The 19,147-nt window shown below is 64.8% G+C and carries 18 protein-coding genes; 13 read left to right on the top strand and 5 right to left on the bottom strand.

What is annotated here, in order from left to right; translation table 11 throughout:
• Positions 1 to 58 precede the first annotated feature (58 nt).
• Entirely contained in the window at positions 59 to 544 is a 486-nt protein-coding gene (locus H0A72_RS00595; RefSeq protein WP_180152867.1) for a DUF2231 domain-containing protein, read from the bottom strand.
• A 112-nt stretch (positions 545 to 656) separates the two neighbouring features.
• Here H0A72_RS00595 and coxB point away from each other — a divergent pair, with 112 nt between their 5' ends.
• From coxB to H0A72_RS00565, 6 genes are all read left to right on the top strand, one after another.
• Positions 657 to 1,292 (top strand): cytochrome c oxidase subunit II, encoded by a 636-nt coding sequence (coxB, locus tag H0A72_RS00590; RefSeq protein WP_180152865.1) that lies wholly within the window; start codon positions 657 to 659, stop codon positions 1,290 to 1,292.
• The gene (gene ctaD, locus H0A72_RS00585) at positions 1,289 to 3,772 is read left to right on the top strand and encodes a cytochrome c oxidase subunit I (RefSeq protein ID WP_180152863.1); all 2,484 of its coding nucleotides are present in this window, start codon (positions 1,289 to 1,291) and stop codon (positions 3,770 to 3,772) included. The genes coxB and ctaD overlap by 4 nt, the downstream gene beginning before the upstream one ends.
• On the top strand, positions 3,769 to 4,158 hold the full coding sequence (locus tag H0A72_RS00580; protein WP_180152861.1) for a hypothetical protein: 390 nt from the start codon (positions 3,769 to 3,771) through the stop codon (positions 4,156 to 4,158). Before ctaD ends, H0A72_RS00580 begins: the two co-directional genes overlap by 4 nt.
• A 169-nt stretch (positions 4,159 to 4,327) precedes the next feature.
• Positions 4,328 to 4,744 carry a DUF411 domain-containing protein gene (locus H0A72_RS00575; protein ID WP_180152859.1) on the top strand — a complete coding sequence of 139 codons (417 nt, stop codon included), beginning with the start codon at positions 4,328 to 4,330 and terminating at the stop codon, positions 4,742 to 4,744.
• A 116-nt stretch (positions 4,745 to 4,860) separates the two neighbouring features.
• A complete protein-coding gene (locus H0A72_RS00570) occupies positions 4,861 to 5,934 on the top strand; it encodes a PA0069 family radical SAM protein (protein ID WP_180152857.1) in 1,074 nt (357 codons plus the stop codon).
• 196 nt (positions 5,935 to 6,130) lie between these two features.
• Complete coding sequence (locus tag H0A72_RS00565) at positions 6,131 to 6,982, top strand: SIR2 family NAD-dependent protein deacylase (RefSeq protein ID WP_180152855.1); 852 nt, start codon at positions 6,131 to 6,133, stop codon at positions 6,980 to 6,982.
• 55 nt (positions 6,983 to 7,037) lie between these two features.
• Here the strand turns inward: H0A72_RS00565 and H0A72_RS00560 are convergent, their stop codons facing one another.
• Positions 7,038 to 8,030, bottom strand: a complete 993-nt coding sequence (locus H0A72_RS00560) for an SDR family oxidoreductase (protein WP_180152853.1) — start codon at positions 8,028 to 8,030, stop codon at positions 7,038 to 7,040.
• 207 nt (positions 8,031 to 8,237) lie between these two features.
• On the opposite strand from H0A72_RS00560, the gene H0A72_RS00555 reads away from it, so the two are divergent.
• Both H0A72_RS00555 and H0A72_RS00550 read left to right on the top strand, forming a co-directional pair.
• The gene (locus tag H0A72_RS00555) at positions 8,238 to 9,164 is read left to right on the top strand and encodes a hydroxyacid dehydrogenase (RefSeq protein WP_180152851.1); all 927 of its coding nucleotides are present in this window, start codon (positions 8,238 to 8,240) and stop codon (positions 9,162 to 9,164) included.
• 59 nt (positions 9,165 to 9,223) lie between these two features.
• Positions 9,224 to 10,216, top strand: coding sequence for an Ldh family oxidoreductase (locus H0A72_RS00550; RefSeq protein ID WP_180152849.1), 993 nt, complete (start codon positions 9,224 to 9,226; stop codon positions 10,214 to 10,216).
• Here the strand turns inward: H0A72_RS00550 and pgi are convergent.
• The gene (pgi, locus tag H0A72_RS00545; protein ID WP_180152847.1) at positions 10,198 to 11,811 is read right to left on the bottom strand and encodes a glucose-6-phosphate isomerase; all 1,614 of its coding nucleotides are present in this window, start codon (positions 11,809 to 11,811) and stop codon (positions 10,198 to 10,200) included. The two genes, H0A72_RS00550 and pgi, sit on opposite strands and share 19 nt — an antisense overlap.
• A gap of 50 nt (positions 11,812 to 11,861) precedes the next feature.
• The gene (gene infA / locus H0A72_RS00540) at positions 11,862 to 12,119 is read right to left on the bottom strand and encodes a translation initiation factor IF-1 (protein WP_180152845.1); all 258 of its coding nucleotides are present in this window, start codon (positions 12,117 to 12,119) and stop codon (positions 11,862 to 11,864) included.
• Between the two features lie 394 nt (positions 12,120 to 12,513).
• Here infA and H0A72_RS00535 point away from each other — a divergent pair, with 394 nt between their 5' ends.
• The 5 genes from H0A72_RS00535 (at position 12,514) to H0A72_RS00515 (ending at position 18,065) form a co-directional block, all read left to right on the top strand.
• A complete protein-coding gene (locus H0A72_RS00535) occupies positions 12,514 to 14,217 on the top strand; it encodes an FAD-dependent oxidoreductase (RefSeq protein ID WP_180152843.1) in 1,704 nt (567 codons plus the stop codon).
• 27 nt (positions 14,218 to 14,244) lie between these two features.
• Positions 14,245 to 15,318, top strand: coding sequence for a TRAP transporter substrate-binding protein (locus H0A72_RS00530; protein ID WP_180152841.1), 1,074 nt, complete (start codon positions 14,245 to 14,247; stop codon positions 15,316 to 15,318).
• A gap of 2 nt (positions 15,319 to 15,320) precedes the next feature.
• The gene (locus H0A72_RS00525) at positions 15,321 to 15,899 is read left to right on the top strand and encodes a TRAP transporter small permease subunit (protein WP_180152839.1); all 579 of its coding nucleotides are present in this window, start codon (positions 15,321 to 15,323) and stop codon (positions 15,897 to 15,899) included.
• Positions 15,896 to 17,242, top strand: coding sequence for a TRAP transporter large permease (locus H0A72_RS00520; RefSeq protein ID WP_180152837.1), 1,347 nt, complete (start codon positions 15,896 to 15,898; stop codon positions 17,240 to 17,242). The genes H0A72_RS00525 and H0A72_RS00520 overlap by 4 nt, the downstream gene beginning before the upstream one ends.
• Positions 17,243 to 17,327: 85 nt before the next feature.
• Positions 17,328 to 18,065 (top strand): SDR family oxidoreductase, encoded by a 738-nt coding sequence (locus tag H0A72_RS00515; RefSeq protein ID WP_180152836.1) that lies wholly within the window; start codon positions 17,328 to 17,330, stop codon positions 18,063 to 18,065.
• A 12-nt stretch (positions 18,066 to 18,077) separates the two neighbouring features.
• On the opposite strand, the gene H0A72_RS00510 is transcribed toward H0A72_RS00515, so the two are convergent.
• On the bottom strand, positions 18,078 to 19,052 hold the full coding sequence (locus H0A72_RS00510) for a Bug family tripartite tricarboxylate transporter substrate binding protein (protein WP_180152834.1): 975 nt from the start codon (positions 19,050 to 19,052) through the stop codon (positions 18,078 to 18,080).
• Positions 19,053 to 19,147: the final 95 nt, after the last annotated feature.

The following is a 19,147-nucleotide window of genomic DNA, read 5'->3' as shown; positions in this document are numbered from 1 at the left end:
CCCTGTGTGCTATGGCTGGTGCTGGCAAAGCCCAGAATCGACTACATCGATGCCGCGCTCACGCCTCCTTCACCCCTACCCGTTCTTCGAACACCAGCTTTCCCCCTAGCCAGCCCGCCGCCGACACCAGGAGCAAGCCCAGCGCCGACAGCAGAATACCCGCGGGGTATATGGTCGACACAGGGTCGGAAAGTCGCATGAACCAATTGAAAAAGGCCACTGCCAACAGCATCACGGCCACGACGGAATGGCTCCATGCAGCGGCGCGGCGACGGATGGAGCCGATGATCAGAAGCTCGGCCGTGCCGACGATGCCCGCGACCAAGCCCATGGCTGCGCCGCCGCCCAGCAGCCACAGCGAGACGCGAGCCCAGAACGAATCCAGGGTCAAGAGAAAACCGATGTCGCTGGCGGTGGCCGTGATGAGGAAGGCGATGGGGAAGGGCACCAGCATAGGATGGATGGGATGGCTGCCCAAGGCCACCGCGCTCGGAGAGCCTTCAGGCCGTGATTCCTGCAAGTGCTGTCGAGAAAGATCTTCCATTGGCCCGGCCGCTTCTAGTCGTCAGGCCGGCACTCAGCAAGCACCATGCCGCGGCGCAGGAAAGGCCGCTGTCTTGCTTGCGGGCGCGCTTGCGGGCTGTCGCGATGCGCCCTTGTCCGCGATCGACGCCGCCAGCGCCGGCGCTCGGCATGTGGCGGACGTATGGTACGCCATGGCTTGGGGCGGCGTCGGCATCTTTTTGCTGATGCTGGCGCTGACGGCTGTGGCGGTACGCAGGTCGAAGGACGGCGACGCGGGTGTGTCAGCCCGTCGAGGCCATTGGCTGCTGGTCGCAGGCGGCGTGCTGTTTCCGGTCGGCGTCATGGCGGCCTTGCTGGTCTATGCCTATGCGAAGGCGCCGCCGCAGGATGAGGCGGCTTACCATGTGCAGGTGACGGCGCACCGATGGTGGTGGGAAGTCCGTTATCCGGACGCGCCTGGCGGCGCACGCTATTCTCTGAATGAACTGCATGTCCCGGCAGGCGTGGCAGTGGGCATCGAGCTGCGTTCCGCGGATGTGATCCACGGCTTCTGGGTGCCCAAGCTGGGCGGAAAGATGGATGCGATACCTGGGCGGACCAACCGCATTGTTTATGTCGCGCCGGAACCGGGCGTCTACCTGGGAACCTGCGCCGAATATTGCGGGACCGGACACGCAGTCATGCAGCTGCGTGTCATCGCGCATCCGCCAGACGTGCTCGATGGACTCCTGTCGCGCCTGCCCACCACAGAAGGAGTGCGACCGTGAACGACGAGCGACCGCATCCTATAGCGCTGCATCATGCCCTGGAGCGCCAATGGGCCTCTCCAAAGGGCTGGCGCAGCCTTTCGGCCGTGAACCACGGCACGATGGGAATGCGCTTCATCATCGCCGCCTTGTGCTTCTTCCTGGTGGGCGGCGTGCTTGCGATGCTGATGCGTGCTCAGTTGGCCACCTCGGGCAGCGCGTTCCTCGACAGCGATCTGTATGCGCAGATTTTTACGATGCATGGCACGGTGATGATGTTCTTGTTCGCCATCCCGATGCTGGAGGGGTTTGCCTTTTATCTGCTGCCCAAGATGCTGGGTTCGCGCGACCTGGCTTATCCGCGGCTCGGCGCCTATGCGTGGTGGTGCTACCTTTTCGGGGGATTGATACTCATCGTCGCCATGCTTCTGGGCGTGGCGCCCGACAAGGGGTGGTTCATGTATACCCCCTTGTCGGGCAAGCAGTTCACCCCCGGCATCAACAGCGATATCTGGCTGATCGGCATCACGTTCGCGGAGATCTCCGCCTTGTGCGGGGCCGTGGAACTCATCGCCACCATACTCAAGATACGCGCGCCGGGCATGAGTTTGCGGCAGCTTCCTATTTTTGCCTGGTACATGCTGGTGACCGCCGGAATGATACTGGTGGGATTCCCGCCATTGATCCTCGGCAGCATATTGCTCGAGCTGGAGCGGGCTTTCGGTTTGCCCTTCTTTTCGGTTGCCCTGGGCGGAGACAATCTGTTGTGGCAACACCTGTTCTGGATGTTCGGACACCCCGAGGTCTACATCATCTTCCTGCCTGCGGCGGGGCTGGTGTCGACCATGATCCCGACATTTGCCCGGCACCCCTTGCTGGGTTATTCCTGGGTGGTCAATAGCGTCGTCGCAATGGGTTTCCTGAGCTTCGGCCTATGGGTTCACCACATGTTTTCAGTCGGGATCCCGCAGCTCAGCCTGGCGTTCTTTTCGGTGGCGAGCATGCTGGTGGCGATACCGACCGCGATCCAGTTCTTTGCCTGGATCGCCACATTGTGGGCCGGTCAGGTTGCTCTTCGGCTGCCGGTCCTATACCTGGGCGGCTTTCTGTTCATCTTCGTGATCGGCGGCCTGACGGGCGTCATGGTGGCGCTCGTGCCCTTCAACGTGCAGGTGCACGATACCCATTTCGTGGTGGCGCATCTGCATTATGTCCTGACGGGCGGCATGGTGTTTCCCCTGTTGGCGGCAAGCTATTACTGGCTGCCTCACTTTACCGGCCGCATGCCTTCGGGCAGCCTTGGAACCGCCGGGTTCTGGCTGATATTCGGCGGCTTCAACATCACGTTTCTCCCCATGCACTTGACAGGGCTATTGGGCATGCCGAGACGCATCGATGCCTACGCGGCCGACATGGGCTGGGATTTGCTGAATCTGACGTCCAGCATGGGCGGGTTCATACAGGCGATCGGGTTTGCCGTGTTCCTGCTCGATGTGGGGCTGCATGCCCGCAGGGGCACGCCCGCGCCGCGCAACCCCTGGACGGCGGGCACGCTCGAGTGGGCAATGCCCACGCCGCCCGCTTCCTACAACTTTGCGACTCAGCCGGACGTCGAGCACCGGTATCCATTGTGGCGGAACTCGGCGTTAGGGGCCGAGCTTGCCGGCGGCAGGCATTGGCTGGGCGGATACCCGCCCGCCCACCGCCAGACCATGAGCGTGGATGCATTGACTGGAAATCCCCAAAGCGTGGTCAATTTACCCGGATCGAGCTGGCTTCCTCTTTATTGCGGCCTGGCAACCGGCGTCTTCTTCCTTGGCCTGCTGTTCAAAGCATATGCCGTGGCCTTGCTGTTCGCAGGCGTGGTCGCGTTGCTGTTCATGGTCTGGGTCTGGATGGAGTCACCGCGCGGATCGCAGGAAGCGATCGAGGCGAAGCCGGGCGTGTGGCTGCCCGTGCATACGGACTGCCGGAGTTCTCCAGGGTGGTGGGGCATGGCATGTACGCTACTGGCGAACGGCACCTTTCTTGCGTCGCTGGTTTTCGGCATTGTGTTCCTCAGGCTCTACGCGCCGAATTGGCCGCCCGGGCAATGGCTGGGTGTTCCGCCTCTGCAAGCGGCGTGGATATTCCTTGCTTATGGTGGCATGGCACTGTGCGTCTGGCGCGGGAACCGGCCACGCGCCGGCGGCGGATGGCTGTACGGCTGTGCCGGCTCCACCGTGTTGGCGCTTGTTCCGGTGGCCGCCATAATCGGCAGGCTGGAGGATCCTGCCAGCCATGCCTACTGGGCTTGCATGATGGTGGCGCTTGCCTACATGGCGGTGCACCTGGCCCTGGTGCTCGTCATGGCCGCGTTCATTGCCCTGCGACGTATCCGCCATGGCGGTGCTGCACCCTTCAGCGAAGAAACGCGGATCTTCGGAATGTGGACGCTTCATTCGGCGGCTGGAGGAGCGGCCCTGATGGTATTGATACTTTCCTTGAGAGGCGGCGCATGATCGGGAAGACGCACAGGCTCGCCACGCCCTCTGCGACGCGTCCGTCGCTTTCCCGGCTCTTTGCCGGTTTTGTCGTGTGGGCGCTGGCGTTCGTCGTCCTGTATGCCGGCCATGCCCTGGCCTGTCTTTATGTCAGCCCGGATACGAGCGGGGCCGACATCGCCGGGTGGACCTTGATCATGCTCTGGCTGGCGCATGTGCTTCTGTTGGCCCGCATGTCATGGCGCAGCTTGGCCGCCCTGGCGCCGGCCCATGCGGATGCCGACGAGGCCCGGGCGAATGCGCGATTCATGTGGCGCGTTACTTTCATGCTCGATGTCTTCGCATGCGCCGCGACCATCGTCACCGGCCTGCCCCTGGCGTGGGTGAAGGTGTGCGGCGCTTGAGTCCAGCCCATCGGCGATGGACGCCAGCTTTGGAGGAGCGGCATTTCGGGATAAACTGGACGGATGCATCAAGGTGTTTCTCAAACCGTGATTCGAGCCGAATCCCAGAATGCGATAACCAGCAACGGCGGCGTCGTGTGCGCGCCGCGGTCATTTCCAGGATCATCAAATGAAAGCAGGCCTTCTTGCCCTTGCCTTGACGGCGGCCGCGTCGGTCGTCCACGCGCAGGGCGGTTCCCTTACCGTCTACCAGGATCCCAATTGCGGCTGTTGTTCGGGGTGGGTGGATCACATGCGCGATTCGGGTTTTGACGTCAAGGCGGTCAAGACGACTCAGATGGCGGCCGTCAAGCAGAAGCTCGGCGTCCCCGGCGAGCTGGCGTCCTGCCATACGGCGGTCTTCGATGGCACGGGGCAGATTGTAGAAGGGCATGTGCCCGCTGCGGCGGTGCGCAAGCTTTTGGCGGCGCCCGCGGTCAGGGGCGTTGCGGCGCCGGGCATGCCTTTGAATGCGCCGGGCATGGGGCGGCTGGACGGCAACCTGGTTACCCTGGATTTCAACGGGCGGCCGTTTTCGCGTGATTGAAACGGGGGGCCGTAGCCGGCCGGCGAGCAGGCCGGCCGGCTGCCAAGAAACGGCCCACGCGACGCCCATGAGCTCCTTGAATACTGTATATTTGAACAGTATTCAAGGAGCTCATCATGCCCGCCACCCCCATCAAGGGCAGGGGTAGCCTGTCCAACCAGAACTCACGCTTCGACGCCCACACCCGCGTAGCTTTCGACGACGACTGGCCGGCCGCGCAGGAAGAACCGCCATGGCGTCCCGCCACCACCGTCACCGCCGAAAGGGCCCGTTCCATCATCACACGGAACGCCTCGCCCGATATCCCCTTCGAGCAATCCATCAACCCCTATCGCGGCTGCGAACACGGCTGCATATACTGCTATGCCCGGCCCAGCCACGCCTACCTGAACCTGTCCCCCGGCCTGGACTTCGAAACCCGGCTTTACGCCAAGGAAAATGCCGCGGAAGTCTTGCGTGGCGAACTTTCCAGGCCCTCCTATCGGCCACGGGTGATCGTGCTGGGCAGCAATACCGACCCCTACCAGCCCATCGAGCGGCGTCTGGGCATCACCCGCGCGATCTTGCAGGTGCTGAGCGAATTCGGCCACCCGGTGGGAATCACGACCAAGTCCGCGTCCATCACCAGAGACCTGGACCTGCTGGCGGACATGGCGTCCAGGCGCCTGCTGCGCGTATTCATGTCTATCGGAACGCTCGACAGGCACATCGCGCGCACCCTGGAACCGCGCGCCAGCACGCCCGCCGCCCGCATGGAAGCCGTGCGCGCCTTGAGCCGGCAAGGCATACCCACCGGCGTGCTGGTGGCGCCCGTCGTTCCCGCGCTGACCGACCACGACATGGAGCGCATCCTGGGCCAGGCGGCCGAGGCGGGCGCGCTGGACGCATGGTATGCCTTGCTGCGCCTGCCGCGTGAGGTCGCCGGCCTGTTCGTTGAATGGCTGCGCGCCCATCACCCCTTGAAAGAGGCGCACGTCATGAACCAGCTGCGGCAGATGCATGGCGGCAAGATCTACGAGTCCGAGTTCAGCGTGCGCATGCGCGGCACCGGCGTGTTCGCGGACCTGCTCAGGCAGCGATTCCAGAAAGCCTGCGCCAGATTCGGGTTGAACGCGCGCCGGGTCGAGCTCGACGTCACGCAATTCACCCGTCCGGCGGAGGCCGCCTCCCGCCAGCTCACCTTGTTCTAGATTCCAGGGCCAGTGCCGCCCGCCTTTCAGCGTTGGCGGGACCCCAAGGCTCGGCGCCGGCCCGCCCCGAGCATGCCGTTGCGGCCGCCGGTCAAAATACACCGAATCGCCGGAGAATTCTTTGATGATTGGTGATTGAGTTTTACGAGTTGCTCATATATGTTTATGTTTAAAAAATCAGAATGAAGGCCGGGTTATGGAAATCCACGATTACGCATTCGTCAAGGCTGCCCAGCTCATCAGCCATGCCGATGCGTTATTGATCACCGCGGGGGCCGGCATGGGCGTCGACTCCGGGCTGGCGGATTTCCGAGGCCGGCAAGGATTCTGGAAAAGCTACCCGGCGCTCCAGGCGTCCGGCATCGTTTTTGAAGAAATGGCGACCCCCCGGCACTTCCGGACGCGGCCCGAACTGGCCTGGGGGTTCTACGGCCACCGCTTGAATCTGTACCGGCGCATGCAGCCCCATGGGGGCTTCCACATCCTGCGCGAGATCGCTGCGCGGCTGAACCATGACGCCTTCGTGTTCACCAGCAATGTCGATGGGCATTTCCAGAAGACGGGGTTCCCCGAAGGGCGCGTCGTCGAATGCCACGGCTCCATCCATTATCTGCAGTGCCTGAACAACTGCAACCAGAACGTCTGGTCGGCGGAAGGCTTCGAGCCCGAGGTGGACGACGAGAACTGCCTGCTTTTGAACAAGCCGCCAAGCTGCCCCCAGTGCGGCGGGCTGGCCAGGCCCAATATCCTGATGTTCGAGGACCTGGACTGGATCGAAACGCGCAGCATGATCCAGCGCATGAGGCTCAATACCTGGCTATGGAATGCGGCCAATCCCATCGTCGTCGAAATCGGCGCGGGCTCGAGCCTGCCGGTCGTGCGGCAGTTCAGCGAGCGCCAGCGGGCGCCGCTGATACGCATCAACCCTTTTGAATCCGAGCTGCCGCGCTCCACCAAGCACGTATCGCTGCCGTTCGGCGCGCTGAACGCTCTTTCCATCCTGAAAATGGCGCTGGAAGACATCCATTTCTTCGACCGGCGCCCCTGAGCGCTACCAGGCGGCACAGGGGCCGGTGCCGCCTGCCTTGTAGCGTCAACAGGTCCTAGCCGCCCGGGCTGCCGGTGATCGGCAGGACGATGCCGGTGATATAGCTGGAACACACCGGCGATGCAAGAAATACATAGGCGGGTGAAATTTCTTCGGGCTGGGCCGGCCGGCCCAGCGCGGTCTTGGCGCCGAAGGATTTTATTTTTTCCGGAGGCTGGTCGGCGGGATTCAAGGGCGTCCAGACCGGGCCCGGAGCCACGGCGTTCACCCGTATCCCTTTTTCCGCCAGGTTGCCGGCCAGCGACATCGTGAAAGCGTGTATTGCGCCCTTGGTCGTCGAATAATCGAGCAACTGCGGCTGGCCCCGCAAGCCGGTCACCGAACCGGTGTTGATGATGGAGGATCCGGGTTTCAGATGCGGCAGCGCGGCGCGAGCCATATGGAAGTATCCATAGACATTCGTGCGCATGGTTTCGTCGAACCGCTCGTCGGTGATGTCCAGCAGAGAGTCGGCATGTTCCTGGAAGGCGGCGTTGTTGACCAGGATGTCGAGCTTGCCGAAGGTGTCGACGGTCGTGCTCACCGCTTTTTCGCAGAAGGCCGGATCCTTGACGTCGCCCTTGATCACCAGGCATTGCCGACCTTCCGCGGCGACGTGGCGGCGGGTTTCCTCGGCGTCCGGCGTTTCGTCCAGATGGACGATCGCCACGTCGGCGCCTTCGCGCGCAAACAATACCGCGACCGCTCTGCCGATGCCGGAATCCCCGCCCGTAATGAGCGCGGTAAGGCCCCGCAGCTTGCCGCTGCCCTGGTACAGGGGGGCTTCGAACTGGGGTTGCAGCTCGAGGTCTTGTTCCAGGCCGGGCTTTTCCAGGTGCTGTCCGGGCAGGGGCGGCTCGGGATGCGGGCGCGCGCCGGTTTGCGCCGGCTTGCCCTTGCCGTCGCCGCCTGATTTTGGCTTGCTTTGGTCCAGCTCGTCTTGCTGGTCCTGGATGCGTCTTTGCTTGCCGGCGGCGGCCTTGGCATCGTTGTCTTGCTTGGCGTTCATTGGCGCTCCTGCTCGGTGTATCGGGTGGCGATCATGCCGTTTGGTGCAGCCGGACGAGCAAGCGCCGTGCCGCGCGCCGGCGGGGACGGCGCCTCATGAGCCCCACGCCCACGGCTTCCCGCCTTCGGCCATCTCATGTCATATAGATCATTTAGTTGACACTGCCATCAGGACGCGGATACGATCTGGCTCATCACAGGAGCCGACATGAAAATCATCATTTCCGAATTTATGGACACCGCCGCCGTCGACCAGCTGCGCAGCGGCTTCGAGGTCGTCTACGACCCTGCGCTGGTCGACAGGCCCGACGACTTGCGCGCCGCGGTGGCCGGCGCGCAAGGCCTGATCGTGCGCAATCGCACCCAGGTCGGCGGCGAACTGCTGGCGGCCGCGGGCGGCTTGAAGGTGGTGGGACGGCTGGGCGTTGGGCTGGACAACATCGACACGAAAGTCTGCACCGACCGGGGCATCAAAGTGATCCCGGCCACCGGCGCCAATTCCCGGGCGGTGGCCGAATACGTCATTGCCTCGGCCATGATGCTGCTGCGCGGCGGCTTTCTTGCCAGCGCCGATGTGCTGCGCGGCGACTGGCCCCGCACGCGCCTGTCCGAAGGGCGCGAATCGGGCGGGAAGACGCTGGGCCTGGTGGGCTTCGGCGGTATCGGCAGGCTTGCGGCCGGCCTGGCGCAGGGCCTGGGGTTCACCGTCATCGCTTACGACCCGGGCATTCCGGGCAGCGCGCCGGTATGGGCGGAAACCGGTGTCCGGCAACTGCCGCTGGACGAGCTGCTGGCCCAGTCCGACGTCGTCAGCCTGCACGTGCCCCTGATAGAAAGCACGCGCAATCTGTTCGATGCCGATACCCTGGCCAAGATGCGCCCGGGCGCCATCCTCATCAACACCGCGCGCGGCGGCATCGTCGATGAATCCGCCCTGGCCGACGCGCTCCGGGCGGGCCGGCTGGGCGGCGCGGCGCTCGACGTCTTCGCGCAGGAACCGCTCAAGGCGGGCAACGCGTTTGCCGACGCGCCCAATCTGATCCTGACGCCGCACATCGCCGGCGTCACCGCCGAGTCCAACCAGCGGGTCAGCCAGATGATCGCCGACGAAGTCGCGCGATTCCTGAAAGCCTAGCTTCCCGGGCCAGGCATCGACACCCTCCAAGCCAATCAACCGAAAAAAAGGCAAACAGCATGGCGTTGCACACTATCGATTCACTCGTCCAGCGGGTGACCAATGCGCTGGAAAAGGCCGGCGCCTCACATGACATGGCGCTCAGCACCGCGCGGGCGCTGGTCGCCGCCGAAGCGCAGGGCATGGGCTCGCACGGCCTGTCCCGGGTGGGTCAGTATGCTTCGCACTTGCGCAGCGGGCGCGTCAACGGCGCCGCCGTTCCCGCCATCCGCGCCGAGCGGGGCGCGGGCGTGCTGGTCGATGCGGACGAGGGCCTGGCCTTTCCCGCCTGCGAATTCGCCGTCCGGGAAGCCATCGCCCGCGCGCGGCAATACGCCATCGGCTTCGCCGGCGTCACCCGCAGCCACCACTTCGGCGTCGCGGCCCTGCACCTGGAAGCCGCCGCCCAGGCGGGCATGGTGGCGTTCGCATTCAGCAATTCGCCCGCGGCCATGCCGGCGCCGGGCGGCACGCGCGCGCTGTTCGGCACCAACCCGATAGCGGCCGTCTTTCCGCGCCGCGACGGCAGCGCCGTCAGCATCGATCTGTCGCTGTCCGAGGTGGCGCGCGGCAAGCTCATGGTGGCCGCGCGCGAAGGCCGGGAGATCCCGCTGGGCTGGGCGCTGGACAAGCACGGCAAACCCACCACCGACCCCAAGGCCGGGCTGGACGGCATGATGTGCCCGGCCGGCGGCGTGAAAGGGGCGATGCTCGCCCTCATGGTGGAGTTGCTGTGCGTGGCGCTGACCGGCGCGGCCTTCGCCTTCGAGGCCGATTCATTCTTCAGCGCCCAGGGCAACCGTCCGCACGTGGGCCATGTGTTCCTGGCCATCGACCCGTCGGCCCTGGCCGGCAACGACGTCTACTTCGAACGCGTCGAAACCCTGATGGAAGCCATGCTGGCCGATGAACAGGTCCGCATACCCGGAGCGCGCCGCGCCCAGATCGCCGTGCGCTCCGCCGCAAACGGCATCGAAGTACCGGATGCGATGATTCAGGAACTGGACGCCTGATTCGACCCAAAAGCCCCGACCCAATAAGCGGTCGAGGCGTCGTGCCGGGCATCCACCGCCGCCTCGCCCGCGAGTTCGGCGGTAATGCCCTTGGCCAGCACTTTGCCGTATTCCACGCCCCATTGGTCGAAGGGGTTGATGCCCCATACCACCCCTTGCACGAAGATCTTGTGCTCGTACAAGGCCAGCAGGGCGCCCAGCGTATAGGGCGACAGCCGCGGCAGGACGATCAGGGTGGAAGGCCGCCCGCCGGGGTGCACGCGATGGCGCGCAAGCCATTTGGCCTCGTCGGCGTCCATGCCGCCCGCCAGGCATTCCGCCAGGGCGTCGTCGTAGGACTTGCCCTTGAGCAGGGCTTCGCGCTGCGCCAGGCAGTTCGCCAGCAGGCTGCGATGGTGGTCGGGCCAGCCGTGGTCGGCATGCTGGCACACGATGAAATCCACCGGCGCGCCTTCGCTGCCCTGGTGCAGCCACTGGAAGAAGGTATGCTGGGCGTCGGTGCCCGGCATGCCCCACACCGCCGGCCCGGTGGGCACGCCCACGGGCTGGCCCGCCAGGTTGACCGACTTGCCCAGCGATTCCATTTCCAGCTGCTGGATGTAGGGCACAAGGTTGAACAGGCGGAAGTCGTAGGGGGCGATGTTCAGCGACCCATAGCCCAGCACGCTGCGGTTGACGATGCCGGCCAGCGCCATTTGGATCGGCGCGTTTTCCTCCAGCGGCGCTTGCTGGAAATGGGCGTCCATCGCGGCGGCGCCCGCCAGCATGCCGGCCACCACGTCCACGTTCACGGCCAGCGCCGTCGTCAGGCTGACCGCCGACCACACGGAAAACCGGCCGCCGACCCAGTCCCAGAGCTTGAAGATATGGGCGTCGGCGATGCCCCAGGCGCGCGCCACCTCCGGGCGCGCGGTGATCGCGACGACCTGGTCGTAGGGATTGGCCACGCCCGACGCCTGCAGCCATTCCAGGGCGCGGCGCCCGTTCTGCAGCGTTTCGGCGGTCGTGAAGGACTTGGAGGCGAGCACGATCAGCGTGTCGTGAGGGTCCAGACCGGCCAGCCCGCCCTGGATCGCATGGCCGTCGATGTTGGCCACGAAATGCACGTTGCGCCAGGTTCCCGCATAGCCGAAGGCGCCCACCGCCAGCCGCACGCCCCAGTCGCTGCCGCCGATGCCGATGTGCACGATGTTGCGCCAGCGGCGCTCGGAATCGGCCAGCCGCACGAACTCGTTGAGCCGCCGGCGCTCGGCGGCGATTTCTTCAATGGGGGCGGGGATGCGCAAGCTGGTGTGCCAGGCCGCGCGGTTCTCGGTCACGTTGGCGATGCCGCCGTCCAGCAGGCGCCGGCGCATGTCGGAAAAGCCGCGGGCATCGAGCAGGGCGCGGGCGGCCGCAGCGAGCTCGCCGGAGCAGACCTGCCCGCTGATGTCCATCTGGATGCCGGCGGCGTCGATCAGCCGCAGTTTGCGCGTATCGATGGATGAAGCTTTGGCGGCGCCGCAGAATGCGGCCCACTCAGGCAGTTCGGACAAAGGCCGTGATTCCGGAGAGCCGGCGGCGACGCCGGGCAACGATGGACTGACCACAGGCATTCCTTTTTGAAAGTGAACGTTGTGATCGATTGTACGGCCAGCCCGGCCGCTTAACGGCGACGACGCGTAACAGCGGCGGCGGGGCGACCGGCGATATGGCGGAAGGTGATGCGGGCCTTGCTGAGGTCGTAGGGGGACATTTCCAGCGAGACCTTGTCGCCGGCGAGGATGCGGATATGGTGCTTGCGCATTTTGCCGCCGGTGTACGCGACGACGGGATGGCCGTTATCGAGCGTGACGCGAAAGCGGGAATCGGGCAACACTTCGGTAACGAGTCCTGACATTTCAATCAATTCTTCTTTGGCCATGGATTTTTCCTCATAAAAAACATAAAAAGCACCGGGCCGGCTGCGCGCAGGCATCCGGGAAACCGCGTTGCGGTCAGGGGCGTTGGGTGCTTCGTGACGCCAAGTGGGCGTTTTGCTGCGCTTCTGGAAGGAAGCGTGTATGGAGCAACCGGCGGCGCATGGTTCATGCGCATGCTGGTGACAAGAAGTGGCTGGGCCGCGAAATGCGGGCGAGGGCCTGTGTTCAGCAGGTCGATGATATCACGCATCTACTATCAGGTCGAGCTTTTTTCAATAGGCGTTATTCCCAGTGGCCGGCCCTCTTTACGGCGACCGATGCAAACAACGAACATATCTGTTATTAACTAATATCAAGAAAACGCCGCGCAGCGGCACCAGCAAGGAGGCAAAACCCGTGCAACAGGCAGCGGATTACGATGTCGTGGTCATCGGTTCGGGCGCATCGGGCATGGCGGCGGCCGTGACCGCCGCGGCGAACGGCCTGGACGTCCTCGTGATCGAAAAAGAAGCGCAATTCGGCGGCACCACCGCGCGCTCGGGCGGCTGGCTCTGGATACCGGGCACGCGCCTGGCCAAGGAACAGGCCATCATCGAGCCGGACGGCGCCGCGCTGGGCTATCTGCGGCACGAAGCCGGCGCGCATTTCGACCCGGAAAGAGTCGGCGCCTTCCTGAAGTACGGCCCCGAAGCCGTGGATTTCTTCACCCGCGAAACCGTCGTGCAATTCGACATGCCCGCGGTCTTCCCCGACTACCATGCCGAAGCGCCCGGCGGGCAGCCCGGCGGCCGCTCCATGGTCACGCGCCCCTTCGACGGCCGCGAGCTCGGCGACGAAATCAAGCACCTGGCGCCGCCTCTGCCGGAACTCACCGTGTTCGGCATGATGCTGGGTTCGGGCAAAGAAATCCTGCATTTCATGCGGGCCTTCCGTTCGCTGCCTTCGTTCCTGTTCGTATGCCGCCGGCTGGGCCGGCACCTGCTGGACGTCCGGCGCCACGGCCGCGGCATGACGCTGACCAACGGCAACGCCCTGGCGGGGCGGCTGCGGCGGGCGGCCATGGACCTGGGCATCCCCTTGTGGCTGTCGACCCGCGCGCTGTCGCTGGTCACCGAGCAGGGCAGGGTCGTGGGCGTGCGCATCGAACGCGGCGGCGCGCAAAGCACGCTGCGGGCGCGGCGCGGCGTCGTGCTGGCCTGCGGCGGCTTTCCCCACGACATCGAGCGGCGCAAGGCCTTGTTCCCGCATGCCCCCACCGGGCGGGAACACCATACGCCGTCGCCGCCCGGCAATACCGGCGACGGCCTGCGCATGGCCGAAGCCGTGGGCGGCTGGGTGGATGCGACCATTCCGCAAGCCGCCGCCTGGGTGCCGACCTCGGTGGTCGAGCGCGACGACGGCACGCAAGGGGTGATGCCGCATTTCATCGACCGGGCCAAGCCCGGCGTGATCGCCGTGACCGCGCAGGGCAGGCGTTTCACCAACGAAGGGAACTCCTACCACGATTTCGTGCAGGACATGGTCGCCGCCTGCCGGGCCGCCGGCCGGTCCGAGGTCGGCGCATGGCTGCTATGCAGCCACAAGACCCTGCGGCGCTACGGCCTGGGCTGCGTCGCGCCCTTCCCCGTGCCCTACGGCAAATACTTGCGCAACGGCTACCTGAAGCGCGGCGCCACGCTGGCCGAGCTCGCCGCCAGAATCGGCGTGGACGCGGCCGCGCTGCAGGCGACCGTCGAAGAATACGACCGCCACGCCGCCGAAGGCAAAGACCCGCTGTTCGGCAAGGGCTCCAAGGCCTACAACCGCTACCAGGGCGACGCCACCCGCCTGCCCAATCCATGCCTCGCCCCGCTGGGCCGCGGGCCGTACTACGCCATCAAGCTCGTGGTGGGCGACATCGGCACCTTTGCCGGGCTGGCGACGGACGGGCTGTCGCGCGTGCTCGACGGGCAGCGCCGGCCCATCCCGGGCCTGTACGCCGTCGGCAACGACATCGCCAGCATCATGGGCGGCAACTACCCCGGGGCCGGCATCACGCTCGGCCCGGCACTGACTTTCGGCTACATCGCCGGCAAGCACCTCGCTCAGCAGAACCCATGACCACAACTACTATTCCAGGAGACGAAAATGTCAGCGTTCAAATTGAAGTCCGCGTTCAATAAAACCGTGCTGGCGGGGGCGCTGAGCCTGGCCGCCCTGGCCCTGTCGGCGCCGGCGGGCGCCCAGGTCAAGCGCCTGGACCTGCAAAGCGTGTTTTCGCTGCAGGTGCCGTCCATCGGCTCCAGCCCGGTCAAGTGGGCCGAACGCGTGGCGCTCATGACCAATAATGAAATCCAGATCAAGGTGCATGGCGCCGGCGAATTCGTGCCGCCCTTCGAAGTATTCGGCGCGGTCTCCAACGGCTCCATTCCCATGGGCTTCGACTGGATCGGCTACTGGTCCGGCACGATACCCGTGGCGAACCTGATCGGCTCCATGCCCTTCGGGCCGGATCCCACCCTGTTCCTGGGCTGGATGTTCAAGGGCGGCGGCCTGGAAATCATCCAGAAGGCCTACGATCCGCACAACGTCAAGATCCTGCCCTGCCACCTGGTGGCGCCCGAGGCCGGCGGCTGGTTCAACAAGGAAATCAAGTCCGTCGAGGACCTGAAAGGCCTGAAGATGCGCATCGCCGGGCTGGGGGCCAAGACCATGGAACGGCTGGGCGCGACCGTGCAGTTGGTGCCCGCCGGCGAAATCTTCGTCTCGCTCGAGCGCGGCCGCATCGACGCGGCCGAGTTCGCCACGCCGCAGCTGGACCTCGGCCTGGGCCTGCAGAAGATCGCCAAATACTACTATTTCCCGGGCTGGCACCAGCCGTCCAGCTGGGACAGCATCATCATCAACAAGAAAGTATGGGATTCCTTCACCGAGAAACAGCAGAAGGCCATGACCGAAGCCTGCTACGCCAACATCACCTACAACAACTATGACCAGATGGGCGCCCAGATCGACGCCATCGAAGCCATCGAAAAAGCGGGCGTGAAAATCGAGCGCTTCCCCGAACCGGTCTTGAAGGCCCTGCAGGAAACCGCCCAGCAAGTCATGCAGCAGGAGGCCGAGAAAGACCCGCTCTTCAAGGAAGCCTATGAGTCGCTCACGGCCTACATCAAGCGCGTGGGCCGCTGGACCGACCTGCAATCCCTGCCGCGCCTGAACTGATCATGGTCCGCTACCTGAAGGCCGTCGAAAGCGGCTGCGCGCGGTTCGGCAAGGCGGCGGCCTGGACGGTGCCGCTGCTGGTGCTCGGCACCTGCCTGACCATCCTCATGGTGCATTTGCGCATGAACGTGCTGGTGGAATGGGATGCGCGGCTGCCGCTGTTCGGCGAGCACCTCAGCCTCAGCAACCTGACCGAACTGCAGTGGCATCTGTTCGCTGTCATGACCATGCTGGGCGGTGTCTACGCACTGCACGACGACAGCCACGTCTGCGTCGATTTCCTGGCCTGCCGCTTCAGCCCGCGCACCCGCGCCATCGTCACCCTGCTGGGCGATCTCTTCCTGCTGCTGCCCTTCACGGTCATCATGACCGTGTACGCATGGGACTACATGATGGCCGCCTTCCATTCCGGCGAAGGCTCGTCCTACGGCGGGCTGTCGGACCGCTGGATCATCAAGGCGTTCCTGCCCCTGGGCTTCGGGCTGCTGGTGGTGTTCGGCGTCGCGCGGGTGCTGCGCCTGGGCATCCAGCTGGCCACCTCCACGCTGCCGGCCGAGGCGCCGCCAAAGGAGCAAGAATGACGTACTTCTGGCCTCTGCTCATGTGCGTCGCCCTGCTGGCCGGCATCTTCACCGGCTACCCCGTCGCCTTCGTCCTGGCGGGCATAGGCGTCGCGGTGGCCGTGCTGGCCGACGTCCCCATGCTGTTCCTGTCGACCGGCGTATCGCGCATCTTTTCCGGCGTGCTCAGCAACTGGCTGCTGATCGCCGTGCCGCTGTTCGTGTTCATGGGCCTCATGCTGGAAAAATCCGGCATCGCCCAGCGCCTGCTGCGTTCGCTGGCGGGCATACTCGGCCCGCTGCCCGGCGGCTACGCCTTCGCCGTCACCATCATCGGCATCGTCATGGCCGCCTCCACCGGCATCATCGGCGCCTCCGTCGTGCTCATGGGCGTGCTGGCGCTGCCCATCATGCTGGAAAGCCGCTACGATCCGCGCCTGGCCACCGGCGTGATCGCCGCCACCGGCACGCTGGGGATACTGATCCCGCCCAGCATCATGCTCGTCATCCTGGGCGACACCATGCGCATCTCGGTGGGCGACCTGTTCGCGGGGGCGCTGTTCCCCGGGCTGCTGCTGGGCGGCCTGTACATCGCCTACCTGATCGTGCTGGCGATCTTCCGGCCCCAGGTCATGCCGCCCCTGCCCAAGTCCGAGCACATCGATGTCTCGGCGGCCCTCATGCGGCTGTGCCGCGACCTGCTGGCGCCGCTGCTGCTGATCATCGCCGTGCTGGGCTCCATCATCGCGGGCGTGGCCACGCCCACCGAAGCGGCGGCGCTCGGGGCGCTGGGCGCCTTCCTGCTGGCGCTGTTCTCGCGCCAGCTGGCCTTCCGGCAATTCGTCGACGTGATCCGGGACACCACCAAGACCACCGCCATGATCATGTTCGTGATGGTGGGCGCCACCATCTTCAGCGTGATCTTCCGCAAGCTGGGCGGCGACGTGATGATCGAAGACATGCTGGGCGTGAGCAGCGGCGAAGCCGACCCGTATTGGGTCATGTTCCTGATCATGTTCTTCGTGTTCATCCTGGGCATGTTCCTGGACTGGGTCGAGATCACCTTCATCGTCATCCCCATCGTGGCCCCCATCATCGCGGGGCTGGACTTCGGCATGCCGTCCGAACAGGCCATGCTGTGGTTCGCCATCCTGTTCGCGGTCAATCTGCAGACCTCGTTCCTGACGCCGCCCTTCGGCTATGCCTTGTTCTATATAAAGGGCATCGCCCCGCCCAGCGTCTCCACCCGCATGATCTACCTGGGCATCGTTCCCTTCGTGCTGCTGCAACTGCTCGGCCTGCTGCTGACCGTGTTCTTCCCGGACCTGGTGCTTTGGCTGCCCGGCAAGATGTTCGGAACCTGATAGTCCAAGGCCGGGTCTCGTGCGGGGCCCGGCCTTTCAACTGGTATATTCACAGGCTACGACACCACACAAGAATCCAGCACCCATGAACCAAGCCTACAGTACCGTCACCTGCGTCGTCACGGGCGGCAGCAACGGCATCGGCCGCGCCATCGTGCAAGACCTGGCCGCCAAGGGCGCCACCGTCGTCAATATCGACAGGTCGATTCCCGACTGGACCCTGGACAAGGTCCACCACTACCAGGCCGACTTGACCGATGCGGCCGACACGGCGCGCGTCGCCGGCGAGGTCGCCGCCCGCTTCCAGGTGACGGCGCTCGTCAACAACGTGGGCGCCACGCGGCCCGGCAGCGTGGAGTCCGCCAACGCGGAAGACCTGCGCATCGTCACCGCGCTGCACATCGAAACCCCGCTGAAACTGGTCCAGCACTTCCTGCCGACCATCAAGAACTGCGGCCAAGGCCGGATAGTCAACATTTCCTCGCGCGCCGCGCTGGGCAAGCACGACCGCCTGGTCTATTCCACGACCAAGGCCGGCATGGTGGGCATGATGCGCACCCTGGCGATGGAACTCGGCCAATACGGCGTGACGGCCAACGCCATCGGGCCCGGCCCGATCGACACCGAATTGTTCCGCGTCAGCAACCCGGCGGGCGCTCCGTCCACCCAGCGCATCATCGACAGCATCGCCGTCAAGCGCCTGGGCACGCCCGAAGACGTCGCGCGCCTGGTCTCCTTCCTGGTCGCGCCCGAAAACGGCTTCATCACCGGGCAGATGATCTATATCTGCGGCGGCACCACGCTGGGCGTGGCGCCGGTTTAGCGTTGACAGGCCTTAATCGATCTTGGCGTTGGTTTCTTTGATGAGCTGCGCCCACAGAGGCGTTTCCGTTTCCATCTTCTTGCGCAGGTATTCAGGCGATGCGCTGGGCGGCAGGATGAGCCCGCGCGCCTTGAGCTTCTGCTGAACTTCCGCATCGGCAAGCACCCGGCCGGAAAATTCCGCAAGCTTGCTTTTCACGGCGTCCGGAATGCCCGCCGGCGCCAGCAGGGCAAAGAAGACGTTGATGTCGATGTCTTTCATGCCTTGCTCCTGCAAGGTCTTGACGTCCGGAAACAGCTCTGAGCGCACCGACGACGTCACGCCGAGTATCTTCAGCTTGCCCGCTTCGATGAAGGGATGCGCGGTGAAGACGTCGGTGAATGTCATGGTCACCTGGTCCCCAAGCAGGGACTGCAGGGCGGGGCCCGATCCTTTGAACGGGATGTGCGTCAATTCCACGCCGGCTGACTTGGCGAACATCAGTCCCGACAGATGCGTGGTGCCCCCGCTGCCGGCGGACGCATAGGTCGCCATGTTCTTCTTCGCGTAGTCGATGAGCTCTTTCGTATTGGACACTGGCAAGTTGCTGGTGACGAGGACGGCGTTGGGCAGGCTGCCGAATTCCGCTATCGGTTCGAAATCCTTCAGCGGATCGAACTTCAGGTTGTTGTACAAGGCGGGATTGATCACCAGCACGGGCGACGAGCCGAACAGAAGCGTATAGCCGTCCTTCTTGGCCCTTGCGATATAGTCTCCCGCGATATTGCCGCCGGCGCCGGCCCGGTTTTCAACGATGATCGGCTCTTTGGTGAACTCGCTCATCTTGTTCGCGATCATGCGCGCGATCAGGTCGGCCGGGCCGCCGGGCGCATAAGGCACCACGAAGGTGATGGGCCGGGATGGAAATTCGTCGGTGGCATGCGCTGCGCCTGTTAAACCGAGAGTGAGCGCCGCCAGGCCGGCGGCGACGAAGGATCGGAATGTCATTGTCAGTCTCCTGTATGTTGGCCCGGCGGATCTTAGCAGCGGGCTCACGCGGGATTTATCTGATAAACCAATAGCGCGATATTTAATTTGAATCA

Source organism: Parapusillimonas granuli (assembly GCF_013416525.1).
Taxonomy (GTDB): domain Bacteria; phylum Pseudomonadota; class Gammaproteobacteria; order Burkholderiales; family Burkholderiaceae_B; genus Parapusillimonas; species Parapusillimonas granuli.
This window is presented reverse-complemented; position numbering and strand designations above follow the sequence as displayed.